The 16034-nt window shown below is 40.0% G+C and carries 14 protein-coding genes and 3 tRNA genes; 12 read left to right on the top strand and 5 right to left on the bottom strand.

Features of this window, described 5'->3' with window-relative positions; translation table 11 throughout:
* Positions 1-52: 52 nt before the first annotated feature.
* Complete coding sequence (gene recN, locus IEV17_RS11930) at positions 53-1711, bottom strand: DNA repair protein RecN (RefSeq protein WP_004659292.1); 1659 nt, start codon at positions 1709-1711, stop codon at positions 53-55.
* Positions 1712-2053: 342 nt separating this feature from the next.
* Between recN and ppnP the strand changes: the two genes are divergently transcribed.
* The 3 genes from ppnP (at position 2054) to IEV17_RS11945 (ending at position 4192) form a co-directional block, all read left to right on the top strand.
* Positions 2054-2380: a pyrimidine/purine nucleoside phosphorylase gene (ppnP, locus tag IEV17_RS11935; RefSeq protein ID WP_004659291.1), complete on the top strand. Its 327-nt coding sequence runs from the start codon at positions 2054-2056 to the stop codon at positions 2378-2380.
* Between the two features lie 120 nt (positions 2381-2500).
* Entirely contained in the window at positions 2501-3250 is a 750-nt protein-coding gene (gene rlmB / locus IEV17_RS11940) for a 23S rRNA (guanosine(2251)-2'-O)-methyltransferase RlmB (RefSeq protein ID WP_004659289.1), read from the top strand.
* Between the two features lie 30 nt (positions 3251-3280).
* A complete protein-coding gene (locus IEV17_RS11945) occupies positions 3281-4192 on the top strand; it encodes a DMT family transporter (protein WP_004659286.1) in 912 nt (303 codons plus the stop codon).
* On the opposite strand, the gene coaE is transcribed toward IEV17_RS11945, so the two are convergent.
* From coaE to pilB, 4 genes are read right to left on the bottom strand one after another with little or no spacing between them, the layout of a single operon-like run.
* Positions 4189-4794: a dephospho-CoA kinase gene (gene coaE, locus IEV17_RS11950; RefSeq protein WP_004659283.1), complete on the bottom strand. Its 606-nt coding sequence runs from the start codon at positions 4792-4794 to the stop codon at positions 4189-4191. The two genes, IEV17_RS11945 and coaE, sit on opposite strands and share 4 nt — an antisense overlap.
* A 1-nt stretch (position 4795) precedes the next feature.
* Positions 4796-5656: a prepilin peptidase gene (locus tag IEV17_RS17270; protein ID WP_004659282.1), complete on the bottom strand. Its 861-nt coding sequence runs from the start codon at positions 5654-5656 to the stop codon at positions 4796-4798.
* Positions 5656-6882 (bottom strand): type II secretion system F family protein, encoded by a 1227-nt coding sequence (locus IEV17_RS11960; RefSeq protein ID WP_004659280.1) that lies wholly within the window; start codon positions 6880-6882, stop codon positions 5656-5658. Before IEV17_RS11960 ends, IEV17_RS17270 begins: the two co-directional genes overlap by 1 nt.
* Positions 6883-6906: 24 nt before the next feature.
* Positions 6907-8622: a type IV-A pilus assembly ATPase PilB gene (gene pilB, locus IEV17_RS11965; RefSeq protein ID WP_004659278.1), complete on the bottom strand. Its 1716-nt coding sequence runs from the start codon at positions 8620-8622 to the stop codon at positions 6907-6909.
* 344 nt (positions 8623-8966) lie between these two features.
* On the opposite strand from pilB, the gene tpiA reads away from it, so the two are divergent.
* The 9 genes from tpiA (at position 8967) to IEV17_RS12010 (ending at position 15897) form a co-directional block, all read left to right on the top strand.
* Entirely contained in the window at positions 8967-9758 is a 792-nt protein-coding gene (gene tpiA, locus IEV17_RS11970) for a triose-phosphate isomerase (protein WP_004659276.1), read from the top strand.
* Between the two features lie 12 nt (positions 9759-9770).
* Positions 9771-10100: a preprotein translocase subunit SecG gene (gene secG / locus IEV17_RS11975; protein WP_004659275.1), complete on the top strand. Its 330-nt coding sequence runs from the start codon at positions 9771-9773 to the stop codon at positions 10098-10100.
* Positions 10101-10157: 57 nt separating this feature from the next.
* Positions 10158-10242: transfer RNA gene (locus IEV17_RS11980), tRNA-Leu, on the top strand.
* Between the two features lie 44 nt (positions 10243-10286).
* A tRNA-Met gene (locus IEV17_RS11985) sits at positions 10287-10363 on the top strand.
* Between the two features lie 87 nt (positions 10364-10450).
* Positions 10451-10527: transfer RNA gene (locus tag IEV17_RS11990), tRNA-Met, on the top strand.
* 197 nt (positions 10528-10724) lie between these two features.
* Complete coding sequence (rimP, locus tag IEV17_RS11995; RefSeq protein WP_004659273.1) at positions 10725-11249, top strand: ribosome maturation factor RimP; 525 nt, start codon at positions 10725-10727, stop codon at positions 11247-11249.
* Between the two features lie 37 nt (positions 11250-11286).
* On the top strand, positions 11287-12771 hold the full coding sequence (gene nusA, locus IEV17_RS12000; RefSeq protein WP_004659272.1) for a transcription termination factor NusA: 1485 nt from the start codon (positions 11287-11289) through the stop codon (positions 12769-12771).
* 10 nt (positions 12772-12781) lie between these two features.
* Positions 12782-15496, top strand: coding sequence for a translation initiation factor IF-2 (gene infB, locus IEV17_RS12005; protein WP_004659269.1), 2715 nt, complete (start codon positions 12782-12784; stop codon positions 15494-15496).
* Complete coding sequence (locus tag IEV17_RS12010) at positions 15496-15897, top strand: ribosome-binding factor A (RefSeq protein WP_004659268.1); 402 nt, start codon at positions 15496-15498, stop codon at positions 15895-15897. The genes infB and IEV17_RS12010 overlap by 1 nt, the downstream gene beginning before the upstream one ends.
* Positions 15898-16034: the final 137 nt, after the last annotated feature.

The following is a 16034-nucleotide window of genomic DNA, read 5'->3' on the forward strand; positions in this document are numbered from 1 at the left end:
ACAAGAGTTAATCGGATTTCGCCAATCTTTTTCTCACATTTTGTTATGCGTATTAAGCTGATTGAAATTTTAGTTGACGCAGTTGTTTAGCATGTTGCAAGGTGGTTTCGCTAATCTCGACGCCGCCAGACATACGTGCTAGTTCTAGAATGCGTTGTTCCTCATTTAACTCAATAATGGTACTGCTTGCTGGATCTGTTTGTTGTTTTTTGACCAATAGATGTTGGTCAGACTGTGCAGCAACTTGAGCTTGGTGGGTGATACAGAGCAGTTGTACATGCTGAGCTAGATCGGCGAGTAAACGACCAACTACTTCGGCCGTACCACCACTAATTCCAACATCAATTTCATCAAAGACCAAAACTTCGGATTCTGTTTTTTCGGCATTCATCACTTGCATGACCAGTGCAATACGAGAGAGTTCACCGCCAGATGCAACGCGAGCCAACGGTTGTGGTGGAATGCCTTTATTGGCAGTGAAAAGAAGCTGAATAAAGCTGAGACCTTCGGCATTTGCTTCCATTGGCTCGAACTTAAATTCAAAATATGCTTCAGGTAGAGCAAGCGGCTTCACTTGTTCAGTCAATTGCTTTGCCAATGGAACTGCGGCTGCACGACGAATCTGATCTAGGTGCTCAGCTTTTTGCATAAAAGTTTGATAAGAAATTTCAACCTGTTCCGCTAAGGTTTCAGGATCTTCTAATAGATGTAATTGCTCTAATTCCTGTTGCCAAGTTTCATATTCTTGTTTGAGTAATTCAGGTTGGGTACGGTGTTTGCGCGCGAGACGATGAAAAATTTCTAAGGTTGTATTGAGCTGTTCCATTCTTTCAGGATCAAAGCTTTGGCGATCAATAAATTGGCGTAAACTGGCGGTTGCATCTTCAATCTCACTTTGCGCATTGAGTAACGAATTATAAATATTTGATAACTGTTCACTGCGTCCCGCATGAGACTCTAAACGACGAATGATTGAAGCAACTTCTTGAGTGATATTTTGTTCCGCCTCATCCAAGACATTTAGACTGTAACTACAGTCTTGCATAATATGTTCATGATGGCTGAGACGATCAAATTCTTGTTCAATCTCTCGATAATCCGTTTGGACAATCTCTTCAAGTTCTTCTATTTGGGATTCTAAATTTTGTATTTTTTGAATACGTGTGGCTTGCGCATCTAAAGCGGCTTGATGCTGGCGAATGTTTTTTTGCCATGTGCTATACGCTTCACGTACTTCATCTGCTGGTTCGGCAAAATTATGATAACGATCTAACCAGTGCTTCGGATAAGGGGGCTCAAGTAATTGCTGTTGGCTATGCTGGCTATAAAGTTGTACCAGTAAGCGTCCAATTTCTTTTAACTCTGACAAACTACTTGGGCGCCCATTGATCCATGCTTTACTTCGGCCTGTCGCAAATATGACACGTCTTAAATGAATTTCACCAGAATCATCATCTAGTTCATGTTCTGTAAGCCATTTTGCTTCCGCACTTTCAGCTTGATAACTAAATACAGCAGTGACATCTGCTTTATCTGCACCATAACGGACATAGTTGGTATCGGTACGTTCACCCAAGCATGCAGACAGTGCATCTAACAATAACGATTTTCCTGCACCAGTTTCCCCAGTCAAAACATTGAAACCTTGTTCAATATCTAAAGCTAAATGGTCTGCAAGTGCAAAATTAATTAAAGTTAAATGGGTGAGCATATATGCATCCAGTGCACGCAATCTTTTGCTTAAAGATAGAGAAATTTTGCTAATCGAACAAGAGGATCAGCGTTGTGTTGATGAAATCATGTTTTATTTCTGGAGTTGTTTTGAATAATTTAGTGATGTAAAACTCGTCTATCAATTTATAAGATTTTTTCTATTGTATTTTAGATCGGATGCTTTGATCTAGAAGTGCTTGTGAGTTAAACATAACTTTAGTAGAAAGGCATAAAAATTGCTGTTAAAGCATGATAAAAATGGATTGATTAGTGACGCAGGCACAATTAAACTACGTCCATCATAACCTAATATAAATGCTGCATTATTTGGAGAGTATGCATGAGTTCAGTGCAGTTTGATCATGTTACGGTCATTAAAAAGTCAAATGTATATTTTGGTGGGGCATGTATCAGCCATACTGTACAATTTGAAGATGGTACTAAAAAGACATTAGGTGTGATTTTACCTACTGAACAGGCATTAACTTTTGAAACACATGTGCCAGAACGTATGGAAATCATTTCTGGTGAATGTCGTGTAAAAATTGCAGATAGTACAGAAAGTGAGTTATTCCGCGCAGGTCAGTCTTTTTATGTCCCAGGAAATAGTGTTTTCCACATCGAGACTGATGAAGTGCTTGATTATGTATGTCATTTAGAAGGTTAACCTATTCCGTTCTAAATCGAGTACACTATCGCTAAAGAAAATCCTGTAAAGCTACTTTGCAGGATTTTTATTTTTTCAAAATCTCCCTTTAAAGATCGGGAATACTGCAAGAGGTCGTTCATGGCAAAACCTGAATATTATTATGGCGTTCATTCGGTTGAGTCATTATTGGAGTTAGAGCCTGAACGCGTTTTGACTTTATTTACCTTAAAAGGTCGTGATGATCAGCGATTACAAAAGATTTTGCAACTCGCAGAACCTTTTGGTATTAGCGTCCAAAAGGCGAGTCGGGATAGCTTGGAAAAGCTTGCAGGCTTACCTTTTCATCAAGGTGTAGTTGCTGCAGTTCGACCACATCCGACCTTAAATGAAAAAGATTTAGACGAATTGATGCAGCAGTCACCAGATGCTTTGTTATTGGCATTAGATCAAGTAACTGATCCGCATAATCTTGGTGCATGTATTCGTACTGCAGCTGCGATGGGTGTTCAGGCGGTAATTGTGCCACGTGACCGTTCAGCTAGTTTAACTCCTACGGCACGTAAAGTTGCAGCAGGTGGGGCGGAAAAAGTTAAGTTTATTCAGGTGACTAACTTAGCTCGAACCTTAGCTCATTTAAAAGAGACCACACATATGCGTGTTATTGGCACAATGCTAGATGAAAAAGCATTGCCAATTCAGCAATGTGACTTTAAGGGTGCAGTTGTCATTGTCATGGGGGCGGAAGACACAGGTTTAAGACCGATTACTCAGTCACAATGTGATCATACGGTTTATATTCCAATGTCTGGTGATTTGCAAAGTCTAAATGTGAGTGTCGCAACTGGTATGGCACTTTATGAAGCATGTCGCCAGCGTAGTGTTGTATAATTCAAGCAAGTATTGCCAATGTAATCTTAAATGACTGCTCGTACACAAGGTTATCTATTTGTTTTAATTACAATGTGTATTTGGGGGGGATTCACCATTTTCTCCCGTTTAAATTTACATTGGCATGTGAGTGCATGGGATTTGGTGGCAATGCGTTTTGCGATAGCCTTTCTTATTTTAATGCCTGTGCTCATTTATAAAAAAGATTTAGCTTTCTTATGGCATCCACGTCCAGTCATTTTAGCCTTAACAGGTGGTTTAGCCTACTGTCTGACCGTTTATACTGCTTTTTTGCAAGCACCAGCAGCCCACGCTGCAATTTTCTTAAATGGCTGTATTCCTTTATGTACGGCAGTTGCTGCTTATTTATTGTTTAGACAACCTTTTGATAAACATACTTGGTTAAGTCTGAGCATCATGTTAAGTGCGCTTGTATTGATGAGCTATCTGATGCTGCATGATCAAGCGGTCGCTTTTGGCTTAGGCGATTTACTTTTTTTTATCAGTGCTGTTTGGTGGGGAATTTTTACAGTATTGCTTAAACAATGGAAATTATCGGCTTGGCATTCCATGGCAAGCGTGGCAATTTGGTCAGCGATTATTTATTTACCTGTCTATATTTTATTTGTTCCAAAACATTTTCAAGAAGCAGAACCCATTCATTTAGTCATTCAAGGTTTATTTCATGGTGTATTGGTCGTAATTATTGCGACCTTGACCTATGTTGCTGCGATTGAGCGTTTAGGTGCATTTAAAACGGGGAGTATTGTTACTTTAGCACCTTTTATTGCAGCTGTGATTGCTGTTCCACTGCTTGATGAGCCTTTAAATGCAGCGATTGCTTGTGGTTTAGTAGGAATGGGTATTGGTGCATTACAGCCGTGGCGCTGGTTTAAAAAAGACACGCTGAGTGAACAACTCGCGCAACAGAAGCAGGATTAAAATGCCTGCTCAGCGCTTTGTAGATATTTTAGATGTAATGGTTTTAGTTGTTGGTGAAGGTGCTCAAGTAAACCATCATTCATAACAATATCATTTGCGAGTAATTGCTTTTGAGTGCGAGGCATTTGAACCGAGATAATTTTTCGGATTTGTTCTTCATTTTGTCCATCTCTTTGACTTGCACGTTGTAGTTGTGTTTGTTCATTCGCGTCGATGAGTAGGGTATGATGCACAAGTTCATGTTGATTGGTTTCAAAGAGAAGAGGCGAAACTAAAATAACATAAGGGCTTTCTGCTTGTTGTAATTGTTGAATAATGGATTGGCGTATAGCAGGGTGAGTAATCTTTTCGAGAGTTTCTCGCGCTTCTGGAAACTGGAATATGTGATCACGAAGTGCATGTCGATTCAGATTTCCATCTTCTAATAATACCCAGTCTCCAAAAGAAAGTTGAATTTCTTTCAAAGTAGGTTGACCTAGATCAACCACTTCACGAGCTACAATATCTGCATCGACTACAACAATTCCTTGGGATTCAAACCATTGTGTCGCGGCGGATTTGCCACTACCAATGCCACCAGTAATGCCCAAGATAAAACTCATATTATCCACCTAGATATATTTTCATAATTTGATTTCCCCATAAAAATGCAATCCAGCCAGCAATTGCAATATAGGGACCAAATGCAAAAGGTTGGTTTTCACCACGCATTTTTATCAAAATAATTCCAATAATTGCACCAACAACTGAAGAGAGTAGCACAATTAGGGGTAGCATCATTGGCCCCATCCAAGCACCTAAAGCTGCAAGCAGTTTAAAATCACCATAGCCCATACCTTCCTTGCCTGTGACGAGTTTAAAGATATAGTAAACAATCCATAAACATAGAAAGCCAATCAAATAGCCCCAAATCGCTGAGCCTGCAGAAGTATAAATAGTGAAACTATTGATTCCTAAGCCTAGTGCGGCAAGTGGTAGGGTAAAGCGATCAGGTAACAGCTGTGTATCGAAATCAATAAACGTTAACGTGATCAAGACCCAAGTGAGTATTAAACCAAATAACATTTGTACTGTCGCACCAAATACAGCAACTACGATTAATGAGCAAATCATTGTTAATAGTTCAATAAGTGGATAGCGAATACTAATTGGATTTTGGCAAGCACCACATTTGCCACGAAGTATTAACCAACTAATTACAGGAATATTTTGATACCAGTGAATAGCAGATTTACATTTTGGACATGTCGATGGTGGGGTACTTAAGGTTAATTTCGTTTCGTCTATTATAGGTTGTTCTGGGTGTAACAACATTTGGCATTCATGATGCCATTCTTGTTCCATCATCTTTGGTGTTCTATAGATGACGACATTTAAAAAACTACCAATACATAAACTTAAAAGTCCAACTGCGACGTATAATGCAGTTGGATTTTGGATAAAATAAGAAATGATTTCTTGCATTAGACGACAGAACCCATTTGGAAAATTGGGAGATACATCGCAATTACTAGACCACCAACAAGTACACCTAAAATTGCCATAATTAAAGGTTCCATCATTGAAGTAAGACCATCGACTGCATTATCGACTTCATTTTCAAAATGAGTTGCTACTTTATCTAACATGCTATCTAGAGCACCAGATTCTTCACCGATTGCAACCATTTGAATCGCCATAGCTGGAAAGCGATTGGAAACTCGCATTGCAAATTGTAGTTGTTGTCCTGTTGCCACATCTTCACGAATTTTCATTACAGCATTTTCATAAATAACATTATTTGTTGCACCTGCTGTAGATTCTAGAGCATCAATTAAAGGTACACCTGCCGCAAAAGTAGTTGCAAGTGTTCGACTATAACGTGCAATAATTGCTTTATAGACTAGGTCACCAAATATTGGAAGCTTAAGAGCTAGATGATCCAAACCATCTCGAAATTTTTTGCTACGCTTTTTTGCTTCTAGGAAGCAAGTAATAATTGCCCCAATTATAATAATTAGGATAAACCAATATTTTTGCATCCAATTCGACATATTTACAACCATCTTTGTGAAGGCTGGTAAATCAGCTCCAAAGGATGAAAAGACACTTTCGAATACAGGAACAACTTTAACCATTAGAATAATAGTTACAATTACTGCAACACAGATAACAGTGATTGGATATTTCATAGCTTTTTTAATTTTTTGTTTCAGTAATTCGCTTTTTTCTTTATAAATCGCAACACGATCTAACATGGTTTCAAGCGCACCTGATTGTTCACCAGATTCAACTAATGAGCAAAAAAGATTGTCAAAATAAAGTGGATACTTCCGTAAAGCACCTGCAAAAGTATTGCCACCTTCTACTTCACCTTTGATACCAAGTACAACCTCACGCATTGCTGGATTTTCTAAACCCTCTGCAACAATCTCAAAACCTTGGACGAGAGGTACCCCTGCTTTCATCATGGTTGCTAATTGACGAGTAAAGACCGTAATATCTAAGGTAGTTACTTTCTTCTTCATCAAACCCTCAAGAATATTCTTACGTTTTTCTCGAATGGTTTTAATGGTGACGCCTTGTTTGCGTAATGTGACCTTTGCTAAGGCCATATTGCGTGCTGGTAATTCCCCTTTAATTTTGGCGCCTTTTCGATCTACCCCTTCATAAGCAAAAGTAGGCATCATTTGCGCTTTTTTCGCTGCCATGATTCTTAATCCTTTTTATTAATTTTATTCACTTGTTACTCGGTTAATTTCTTGCAAAGAAGTAATACCTTGCATCACTTTTTTTAGGCCTGAACGACGCAGATTGTCAAAGCCGGCTTGTTCTGATGCTGCTGCAATTTGCAGTGCGTTACCATCTTCCATGATGATTTGAGAAATTGCAGGGGTGACTTTCATAACCTCATAGATACCTACACGTCCTTTGTACCCTTCTCGACATTCAGCACAGCCAATCGGTTGAAATATTTGTAAATCAGGGTTTGATAAATCCTGTTCTGTAAATCCTAACTCTAAAAGACTTTGTTTAGGTACATCTACGGGGGCTTTACATTGTGAGCATAAACGTCGTGCTAAACGTTGTGCGATAACAAGATTAACTGATGTTGCGATATTAAACGAAGGTACACCCATGTTGCGTAATCGAGTTAAAGTTTCTGGCGCACTGTTGGTATGCAGTGTTGACATCACCATATGACCTGTTTGCGCTGCTTTAATTGCGATTTCGGCTGTTTCCAAATCACGAATCTCACCGACCATAATTACATCAGGGTCTTGACGTAAGAAAGCCTTTAATGCAGCTGAGAAAGTCAATCCTGTCTTTGGATTCACGTTGACCTGATTAATGCCTTCCAAGTTAATTTCCACAGGGTCTTCTGCTGTTGAAATATTGGTATCTTCAGTGTTTAGAATATTTAGACCAGTATATAGCGATACGGTTTTACCAGAACCTGTTGGACCTGTGATCAGTAGCATTCCTTGAGGCTTTTCAAGTGCTTCCATGAATAATGCTTTCTGATCATCTTCATAGCCTAATGCTTCAATTCCGAGCATAGCACTTGATGGATCCAAAATACGTAGTACTAATTTTTCCCCAAATAAAGTAGGTAAAGAGTTAACACGGAAATCAATTGCTTTGGTTTTTGATAACTTGAGCTTAATACGGCCATCTTGAGGCATTCGTTTTTCTGAAATATCCATTTGGGACATAACTTTCAAGCGAGAGGCAAGCCGATTTGCCATTTGTAATGGTGGGGTAGCAATTTGGCGTAGAACGCCATCTACACGATAACGCACACGGTACATTTTTTCATAGGGCTCAAAATGTAAATCTGATGCGCCCATGCGAATGGCATCGATTAAAAGTTTATTAATATATTTAACAATTGGAGACTCATCGCCTTGCGGTGACGCATCATCATCTTCTTGAGGAGAGTCTTGATTAACATCAATATCTAAGTCGAAGTCTTCACTGTCACCAAAATCGAAATTACCTGAATCACCGAAATGTTGTTCGATTAACTTTTCAAGTTTCGTATGCTCAACAATAATGGGTTCAATATTAAGTTTGGTATTAAAGCGAATTGCATCTAATGCATCAATATTGGTTGGATTGCTCGTAGCAACATACAAAATTTGTCCACGTTGTATTAACGGAACAACACGATGTTTTTGTATGAGTTTATTGTCGGTTAATTCTCGAGGTAATAATCCAACATCGTAAACCGCCAAATCAAAAAGTGGTTCGCCAAATTCTACAGAGATGCTTTCCGCAATGGTAAGTGGAGAAAGACGATGTTGTTCGATTAAATGAGCAACAATATCTTGTTTGGCTTTCTTGGCTGCATCAATTGCATTCTGCATATTTGCAGCAGTCATATGACCATCTTCAACTAAACGTCGAATGAACCCCGAAAACTTTGGAGACGTATGTAATCCTGACATCTGTCCGCCTTACTCACAATATGGTTATAATAGCTATTCTCAAAATTATACTTTTGTTACGTAAAAATACTACTACAGAAAGTGTTGTTTTTTACTAGGTTCATATTGAAAAACTTGAACTGATCGATTTTTTTACAAATTAATTTCATATTCAGAGAGTAGTCTTCGCTAGAAATAAAGCAAACGATTGTAAGAAATCGACATATATATGTAAAAAAAGCTGATGGTTTTTTAGATCTATTTTCTGTTGGTTGAAACTTAAACTGAAAAGAAAAACTGAATTTTATAAAAATACGTGTAAAATATGCAGCATTTTTTATAAATTAGTCGTAGGTGGGCGAAGTATGTCGAATTCGGCGATTACCCCTTGGGTTATTGGCAATTGGAAAATGAATCCAATGCATGCGAATGCTTTCCAATTAATAGAAGAATTTAAGCAGTTACTACAACAGGACAATATTTCTCCTGAGCAATGTCATATTGGTGTAGCGCCAATAACGATTGCGTTGACTAGTGTTCATGCTCAGTTAAAAGATGCAACCAGAGCCGTTTATACTGTGGCTCAGGATCTTTCTCGTGTGGCAGGTACTGGTGCTTATACAGGTGAGGTAAGTGCGGAACTATTAAAAGATAGTCAGATTGAATATGTATTGATTGGACACTCTGAGCGCCGTGAATTATTTGGTGACAACGTCAATATTTTAAAAGCAAAACTGCAAAATGCATTAAATGCAGGTTTGACGGTGATCTATTGCGTTGGCGAAAGCTTAGAGCAGCGTGAGCAAGGCGCTGCGGAACAAGTTGTATTACAACAAATTTGTGATATTGCATCCGTCGTTAAAGCTGAACAATGGCAAAATATTGTGATAGCGTATGAGCCGATTTGGGCAATTGGAACAGGGAAGACAGCTTCACCTGCGGATGCTCAAGCAATGCATGCAAAAATACGTGAAGGCTTAAAACAAATTACATCATTCGGTACAAACATGGCTATATTGTATGGCGGTAGTGTCAAAGCCGAGAATGCTGTTGAGTTGGCTGCATGTCCTGATATTAATGGCGCTTTGGTTGGAGGTGCATCACTCAATGCACAATCTTTTTATCAAATTGCAAAAGCATTTGCTCAAAGCAAATAATAGGAAGTAGAAATGTATAGTTTTATACTCGTTGTACATATCATTTTAGCAGTTATGATTATTGGATTGGTTTTAGTACAACAAGGTAAGGGTGCTGAAGCAGGAGCGTCGTTTGGTGGCGGTGGTGCTGCTACGGTATTTGGTGCTTCTGGAGCGGGTAACTTTTTAACACGCTTAACCGCGATTTTTACAGCCTTGTTTTTTGCTACGAGTTTAACTTTGGCTGTTTTTGCAAAAAAACAAACAGCTGATGCGTATAGCTTAAAATCCGCTCAAACCACGACCTCCGCACCAGTAACATCGCCTGAAACTTCATCAAACGCACCTAAAACAACTCAATAAGTTGAATTAGCGCTTTCCTTTTTATATTTAAAGGAATAGAATGCGTCCCACAAAGCTGCGGTGGTGGTGGAATTGGTAGACACGCTACCTTGAGGTGGTAGTGCTTTCGGGCGTGGGGGTTCAAGTCCCCCCTTCCGCACCAAGCTTAATAACCAGTAAGTTTGGTGTATGCAGCGATGTTGTTAATGCGGGATGGAGCAGTCTGGTAGCTCGTCGGGCTCATAACCCGAAGGTCGTTGGTTCAAATCCAGCTCCCGCTACCATTTGATTAAGGTGCAACTTAATCAAGCAAATATAGAAAAACTTAAATTGACTTTTTTTTATATTTGTATATAATTTTTGCACGTTGATGCGGGATGGAGCAGTCTGGTAGCTCGTCGGGCTCATAACCCGAAGGTCGTTGGTTCAAATCCAGCTCCCGCTACCAAGTTTCTAAAAGAGGCTCACAATAAGGTGGGCCTTTTTGCACAGTGGACTTCGGTTTTCTGTGTAATATAGGGGCGATTTACGCCCTTTTTTATTGGTTGTTTAGCTATCGTGTAGTGTTCGACATCAATTGGTCAAATAGTCGTGCTTCACTATACGGTTAAGATTGATTGGCTCGCATGAGAGCGACGAGAGTAAATGAAATTATCAAATAAATCTCAAGCATTGCATGATCTAATCGCGCCAGCAGTAGCTGCGTGTGGTGTAGATCTATGGGGGATTGAATTCCTACCACAAGGTAAACGTTCTTTATTACGTATTTATATTGATAAAGTAGTTGATGAGAATGTTGAACCTATCTTGAATGAAGATGGCGAAGTTGAACAAGGGCGTGGTATTGGCGTTCAAGATTGTGTTTTAGTGACACAACAAGTGGGTGCAATGCTTGATGTTCATGACCCAATTTCAGGTGAATATGCTTTAGAAGTCTCTTCACCGGGCTGGGATCGTCCATTTTTCCAACTCAATCAATTGCCTGCTTATATTGGGCAACAAGTGGCTTTACGATTAATTGCTGCCGTCGAGAATCGTCGTAAGTTTCAAGCAAAATTACTTTCTGTAGACTTAGAAAATGAAATCATTCAAGTCGAAGTGGAAGGTAAACATGTGCTTGAAATTGATAGTAATAATATTGATAAAGCAAATTTAATCTATCAAGACTAATATTAACTTAATTTTATAAGAAATCGGTAGGTGACTTATGGGCCGCGAAATTCTTACCGTTGCAGAAACGGTTAGTAATGAAAAAGGTGTTAGTCGTGAGGCGATCTTCCAAGCATTAGAGCAAGCACTTGTTGCAGCAACGAAGAAAAAGTTTTACGAAGGAACACATTCAGAAGAAGCACAGCTTCGTATTGAGATTGATCGTAAAACAGGTGATTATCGCACCTTCCGTCAGTGGACAGTTGTGGCGGATGAAGATCATGAAATGCCAGCTTGCCAAGATGCAATCTCAGATGTTGATCCATCAAAATGGTCAATCGGTGATGTGCGTGAGCTAGAAGTTGAGTCAATTGAGTTTGGTCGTATTGCTGCTCAAATTGCGAAACAAGTCATTGTACAAAAGATTCGTGAAGCTGAGCGTGCTTTGGTTGCAGATGCCTATGAATCTAAAGTGGGTGAGTTGATTTACGGCGAAGTCAAAAAACAAACCAAAGATGGTTTCATCATTGATCTAGGTGATAACGCTGAAGCTTACTTGGCGCGTGAAGAAACCATTCATAAAGAAATTTTGCGTCCTAAGCAACGTATAAATGCCATTTTATACAGCGTAAACCGCGAAGGTCGTGGCGCACAATTATTATTGTCTCGTGCCCGTCCTGAGATGCTAATTGCATTGATGAAAAAAGAAATTCCAGAAATTTCTGAAGAAATCATTGAAATTAAAGCAGCTGCTCGTCAACCGGGTGTTCGTGCTAAAATTGCAGTGAAAACCAATGACCATCGTATTGACCCTGTAGGTGCATGTATTGGTATGCGTGGTACGCGTATTCAAGCAGTACAACAAGAGTTGAACGGTGAGCGTATTGATGTAGTAGTGTGGTCTGATGATCCAGCACAATATATTGCAAGCGCATTAGAGCCAGCTGATGTATCAGGTATTGTGCTAGATGAAGATGCACGCAGTGCAGATATTATCTTCGCAACCAATGATCAGTTAGCACGTGCAATTGGTTCGCAAGGGCAAAATGTTCGTTTAGCATCGGAATTGACGGGTTATAAACTCGACATGATGTTAGAAGAAGAGTATCGTGCTCGTCAGCAAAATGAAGCACAACAGTATTTAGATATGTTTGTTACACGTCTCGATATTGAAGAAGATTTAGCAATAGCATTGGTGGAAATGGGCTTTACTTCATTAGAAGAGATTGCTTATGTTCCAGCTGAAACATTTGATGAAATTGAACTAGATGCAGATTTAGTTGAATTGCTTCAAAGCCGTGCTAAAGAAGCTGCTTTAACTGATGCACTGAAACAGCAAGAAAATATTCAAGAGCCAAGCGCAGAACTTCTCGGTATGGATGGTATGACCACTGAGATTGCTTATGCATTGGCGGCGCGTGGTGTGATTACAATTGATGATTTGGCTGATCAAGCGACTGATGATATTTCAGATATCGAAGGTTTAGGTCATGACAAAGCAGGTCAATTGATCATGAAAGCACGTGAATCATGGTTTAACTAGGAGATAATAGATGACGGACAAGTCGATTCAAGAGTTAGCGCTCAGCGTAGAACGTCCTGTAGAGAAACTCCTAGAGCAGGTTCGCGAAGCAGGTCTACCACAGCGTAAAGCAGATGACATTATTACCGCTGAACAGCAAGATACTTTGATCAATCACTTGAAAAAAGTACATGGTCAGGACAGTGGTAACACAGGAAAAATTGCGTTGAAACGTAAAACAACCAGTACTGCTAAAGTAACAAGTACTTCGGGTAAAGCAAAAAACATTAATGTTGAAGTTCGCAAGAAACAAGTTTTTGCTAAACCGAATCCAGAATTACTTGCAGCAGAAGCGAAAGCACGTGCAGAAGCAGATGCTAAAGTACGCGCAGAGCAAAATGCACGTGATGTAGCTGTTCAAAATGCACGTGATGTAGCTGAACAAAAAGCCAATGCAACGTTAGAAGCAATGCGTGCAGCACATACTTCTGATAATGCAGGTCAAACAACTGCGAAAGCAGCAGTTGTAGTGAAAAAGCGTAACAGCGATAAGATTTTGAAAGCGCCTGTTGTTCGCCCTACAGAAACACCTGAACAAAAGAAAGCACGTGAAGCACAAGCAGCACAGTTGAAAGCAACTGAAGAAGCAGTGCGTCGTAAGGCTGCTGAAGAAGCGCAACAGCGTACGCTTGAGCAAATGCGTAAAATGGCATCAAAATATTCGAGTGATGATGCGACTACAACCATTCGTGTAATTGATGATTCACCTTTAGCTGCTGGTCTTGTTGGACAAGCATATGAAGATTCCTTTAATAAGGAAGACCGCGAAATTAAACGCGGTGGTGCGACAGCAAACCCACGCGCTGGTAAAAAAGGCGGTCGTGGTGGTGATGCTCAGGCAGAGCAAAGCTTCAGCAAAAGCCATCATAAGCGTGGTTTAAAAACCAGCCAAGCGAATAAACATGGTTTTGAAAAACCTGTGAAGAAGCAAATTTATGATGTTGAGATCGGCGAAAAAATTATTGTTGCTGATCTTGCGCAGAAAATGGCGGTTAAGGTTCGTGAAGTAATTAAAACACTTATGAAAATGGGTGAGCTTGTTACTCAAAACCAAGCGATTGATCAAGATACAGCAGTATTGGTAGTTGAAGAATTGGGTCACAATCCAGTTTTAGTTTCTGATACACAAGCAGAAGACAACTTATTAGTTGCAGCTGAAGAAGCGCGTGGTGAACAAACCACTCGTCCTCCAGTAGTAACAATCATGGGTCACGTTGACCATGGTAAGACATCGTTACTTGATCGCATTCGTCGTTCTAAAGTGGCAGCAGGCGAAGCGGGTGGTATTACCCAGCATATCGGTGCATACCATGTTGAAACTGAGAAAGGCATTATTACTTTCTTAGATACACCAGGACATGCTGCGTTTACATCGATGCGTGCACGTGGTGCGAAAGCAACGGATATCGTAGTTCTTGTTGTTGCAGCTGATGATGGTGTAATGCCACAAACTGCTGAAGCAATTGACCATGCGCGTGCTGCGGGTACACCGATTATTGTTGCCATCAATAAGATGGATAAAGAATCTGCTGATGTCGATCGTGTATTAAATGAATTAGCACATAAAGAAATCGTGCCTGAAGAATGGGGTGGGGATACACCTATCGCTAAAGTTTCAGCACACTCTGGTGCGGGTATCGATGAGTTACTTGATCTCATCTTGATCCAAGCTGAATTGATGGAGCTTAAAGCTTCAGCAGAAGGCGCGGCACAAGGTGTAGTGATTGAAGCACGTGTTGACAAAGGTCGCGGTGCAGTGACTTCTATTCTGGTACAAAACGGTACTTTGAATATTGGTGATTTGGTTCTTGCAGGTTCATCTTATGGTCGTGTACGTGCGATGGTTGATGAAAATGGTCAACGTATCACTTCAGCGGGTCCTTCAATTCCAGTTGAAATTTTAGGTTTACCTGATGCACCAATGGCTGGTGATGAAGTTCTTGTCGTGAATGATGAGAAGAAAGCACGTGAAGTTGCAGATGCTCGTTCAGATCGTGAACGTCATAAACGTCTAGAGCGCGCAAGCGCAATGCGTCTTGAAAACATCATGGCATCTATGGGTAAAAAAGATATTCCTTATGTGAATGTCGTACTCAAAACTGATGTGCGTGGTACTTTAGAGGCATTACATGTTGCGCTTGATGAGCTTTCTACAGATGAAGTGAAAGTCCGTATTATCGGTTCCGGTGTTGGTGCGATCACTGAGTCAGATGTGACTTTAGCTGAATCTTCAGAAGCAGTATTGTTAGGGTTCAACGTCCGTGCAGATAACACTGCTCGTCAAAAATCTGATCAAGATGGCATCGATATTCGTTATTACAGCGTCATCTATCATTTAATTGATGATGTAAAAGCTGCAATGAGCGGTAAGCTTGCACCTGAACATCGTGAAACGATCTTGGGTGTTGCAGAAGTACGTGAAGTCTTCCACTCAAGTAAGTTTGGTGCAGCAGCTGGCTGTATGGTACTTGAAGGTACATTGCATCGTAATAAACCGATTCGCGTATTACGTGATGATGTGGTTGTATTCCAAGGCGAACTTGAATCTCTTCGTCGTTATAAAGAAGTTGTTGAAGAAGTTCGTGCTGGTATGGAATGTGGTCTTGCGGTCAAAGGCTATAAAGACATCAAAGTTAAAGACAAGATCGAAGTCTATGATGTTCAATTGATTAAACGGAGTCTTTAATGGCGGGTAGCCAACGCTTAAAGCGCATGGCGGATTCAGTACAACGTGAGTTGTCTGAGCTGATCCGTCAAGAGCTTAAAGATCCTCGCTTAGGTGGTCTAGTGACCATCTCTGCGGTGAAAGTCAGTGCAGACATGGGTTATGCTGAAGTTTATGTCACTGTGATGGGACGTGAACTTGGTGATGAGCAAAGTGAAGTCGCAAATAAAGAAACTTTAGATGTATTGAATAAAGCTTCTGGTTTCTTGCGTCATGAATTGAGCCGTCGTATCAAGACACGTATTACGCCAAGATTGCGTTTCCATTACGATAAAACCAATGCTTATGGTAACTATATGTTTGGTCTGATCGCGGAAGCTGTGAAGGATCTGCCTGAACAAGGGCAAGACGATAAAGAATAAGTTTTAAAAGGAAGCCACCTTCGGGTGGCTTTCTTTTGTGCTATAGATCATTGTGATTGATATGATTTTTTCTATTAAAATTATATCTTTGAGCTAGTTAATTAGTTTAGGCTTTCTAAAAATTAAAAAATACATTG

This window comes from Acinetobacter modestus (assembly GCF_014636095.1).
Classification (GTDB): Bacteria; Pseudomonadota; Gammaproteobacteria; order Pseudomonadales; family Moraxellaceae; genus Acinetobacter; species Acinetobacter modestus.

Excerpts from the sequence above, each read along its gene's own strand:
- pilB (WP_004659278.1), bottom strand. The coding sequence starts at position 8,622 with ATGTCAGGATTACATACGTCTCCAAAGTTTTCGGGGTTCATTCGACGT.
- IEV17_RS17270 (WP_004659282.1), bottom strand. The coding sequence starts at position 5,656 with ATGCAAGAAATCATTTCTTATTTTATCCAAAATCCAACTGCATTATAC.
- secG (WP_004659275.1), top strand. The coding sequence starts at position 9,771 with ATGTATAGTTTTATACTCGTTGTACATATCATTTTAGCAGTTATGATT.
- IEV17_RS11945 (WP_004659286.1), top strand. The coding sequence starts at position 3,281 with ATGACTGCTCGTACACAAGGTTATCTATTTGTTTTAATTACAATGTGT.
- rimP (WP_004659273.1), top strand. The coding sequence starts at position 10,725 with ATGAAATTATCAAATAAATCTCAAGCATTGCATGATCTAATCGCGCCA.
- coaE (WP_004659283.1), bottom strand. The coding sequence starts at position 4,794 with ATGAGTTTTATCTTGGGCATTACTGGTGGCATTGGTAGTGGCAAATCC.
- ppnP (WP_004659291.1), top strand. The coding sequence starts at position 2,054 with ATGAGTTCAGTGCAGTTTGATCATGTTACGGTCATTAAAAAGTCAAAT.
- rlmB (WP_004659289.1), top strand. The coding sequence starts at position 2,501 with ATGGCAAAACCTGAATATTATTATGGCGTTCATTCGGTTGAGTCATTA.
- infB (WP_004659269.1), top strand. The coding sequence starts at position 12,782 with ATGACGGACAAGTCGATTCAAGAGTTAGCGCTCAGCGTAGAACGTCCT.
- IEV17_RS11960 (WP_004659280.1), bottom strand. The coding sequence starts at position 6,882 with ATGGCAGCGAAAAAAGCGCAAATGATGCCTACTTTTGCTTATGAAGGG.
- nusA (WP_004659272.1), top strand. The coding sequence starts at position 11,287 with ATGGGCCGCGAAATTCTTACCGTTGCAGAAACGGTTAGTAATGAAAAA.
- tpiA (WP_004659276.1), top strand. The coding sequence starts at position 8,967 with ATGTCGAATTCGGCGATTACCCCTTGGGTTATTGGCAATTGGAAAATG.
- IEV17_RS12010 (WP_004659268.1), top strand. The coding sequence starts at position 15,496 with ATGGCGGGTAGCCAACGCTTAAAGCGCATGGCGGATTCAGTACAACGT.
- recN (WP_004659292.1), bottom strand. The coding sequence starts at position 1,711 with ATGCTCACCCATTTAACTTTAATTAATTTTGCACTTGCAGACCATTTA.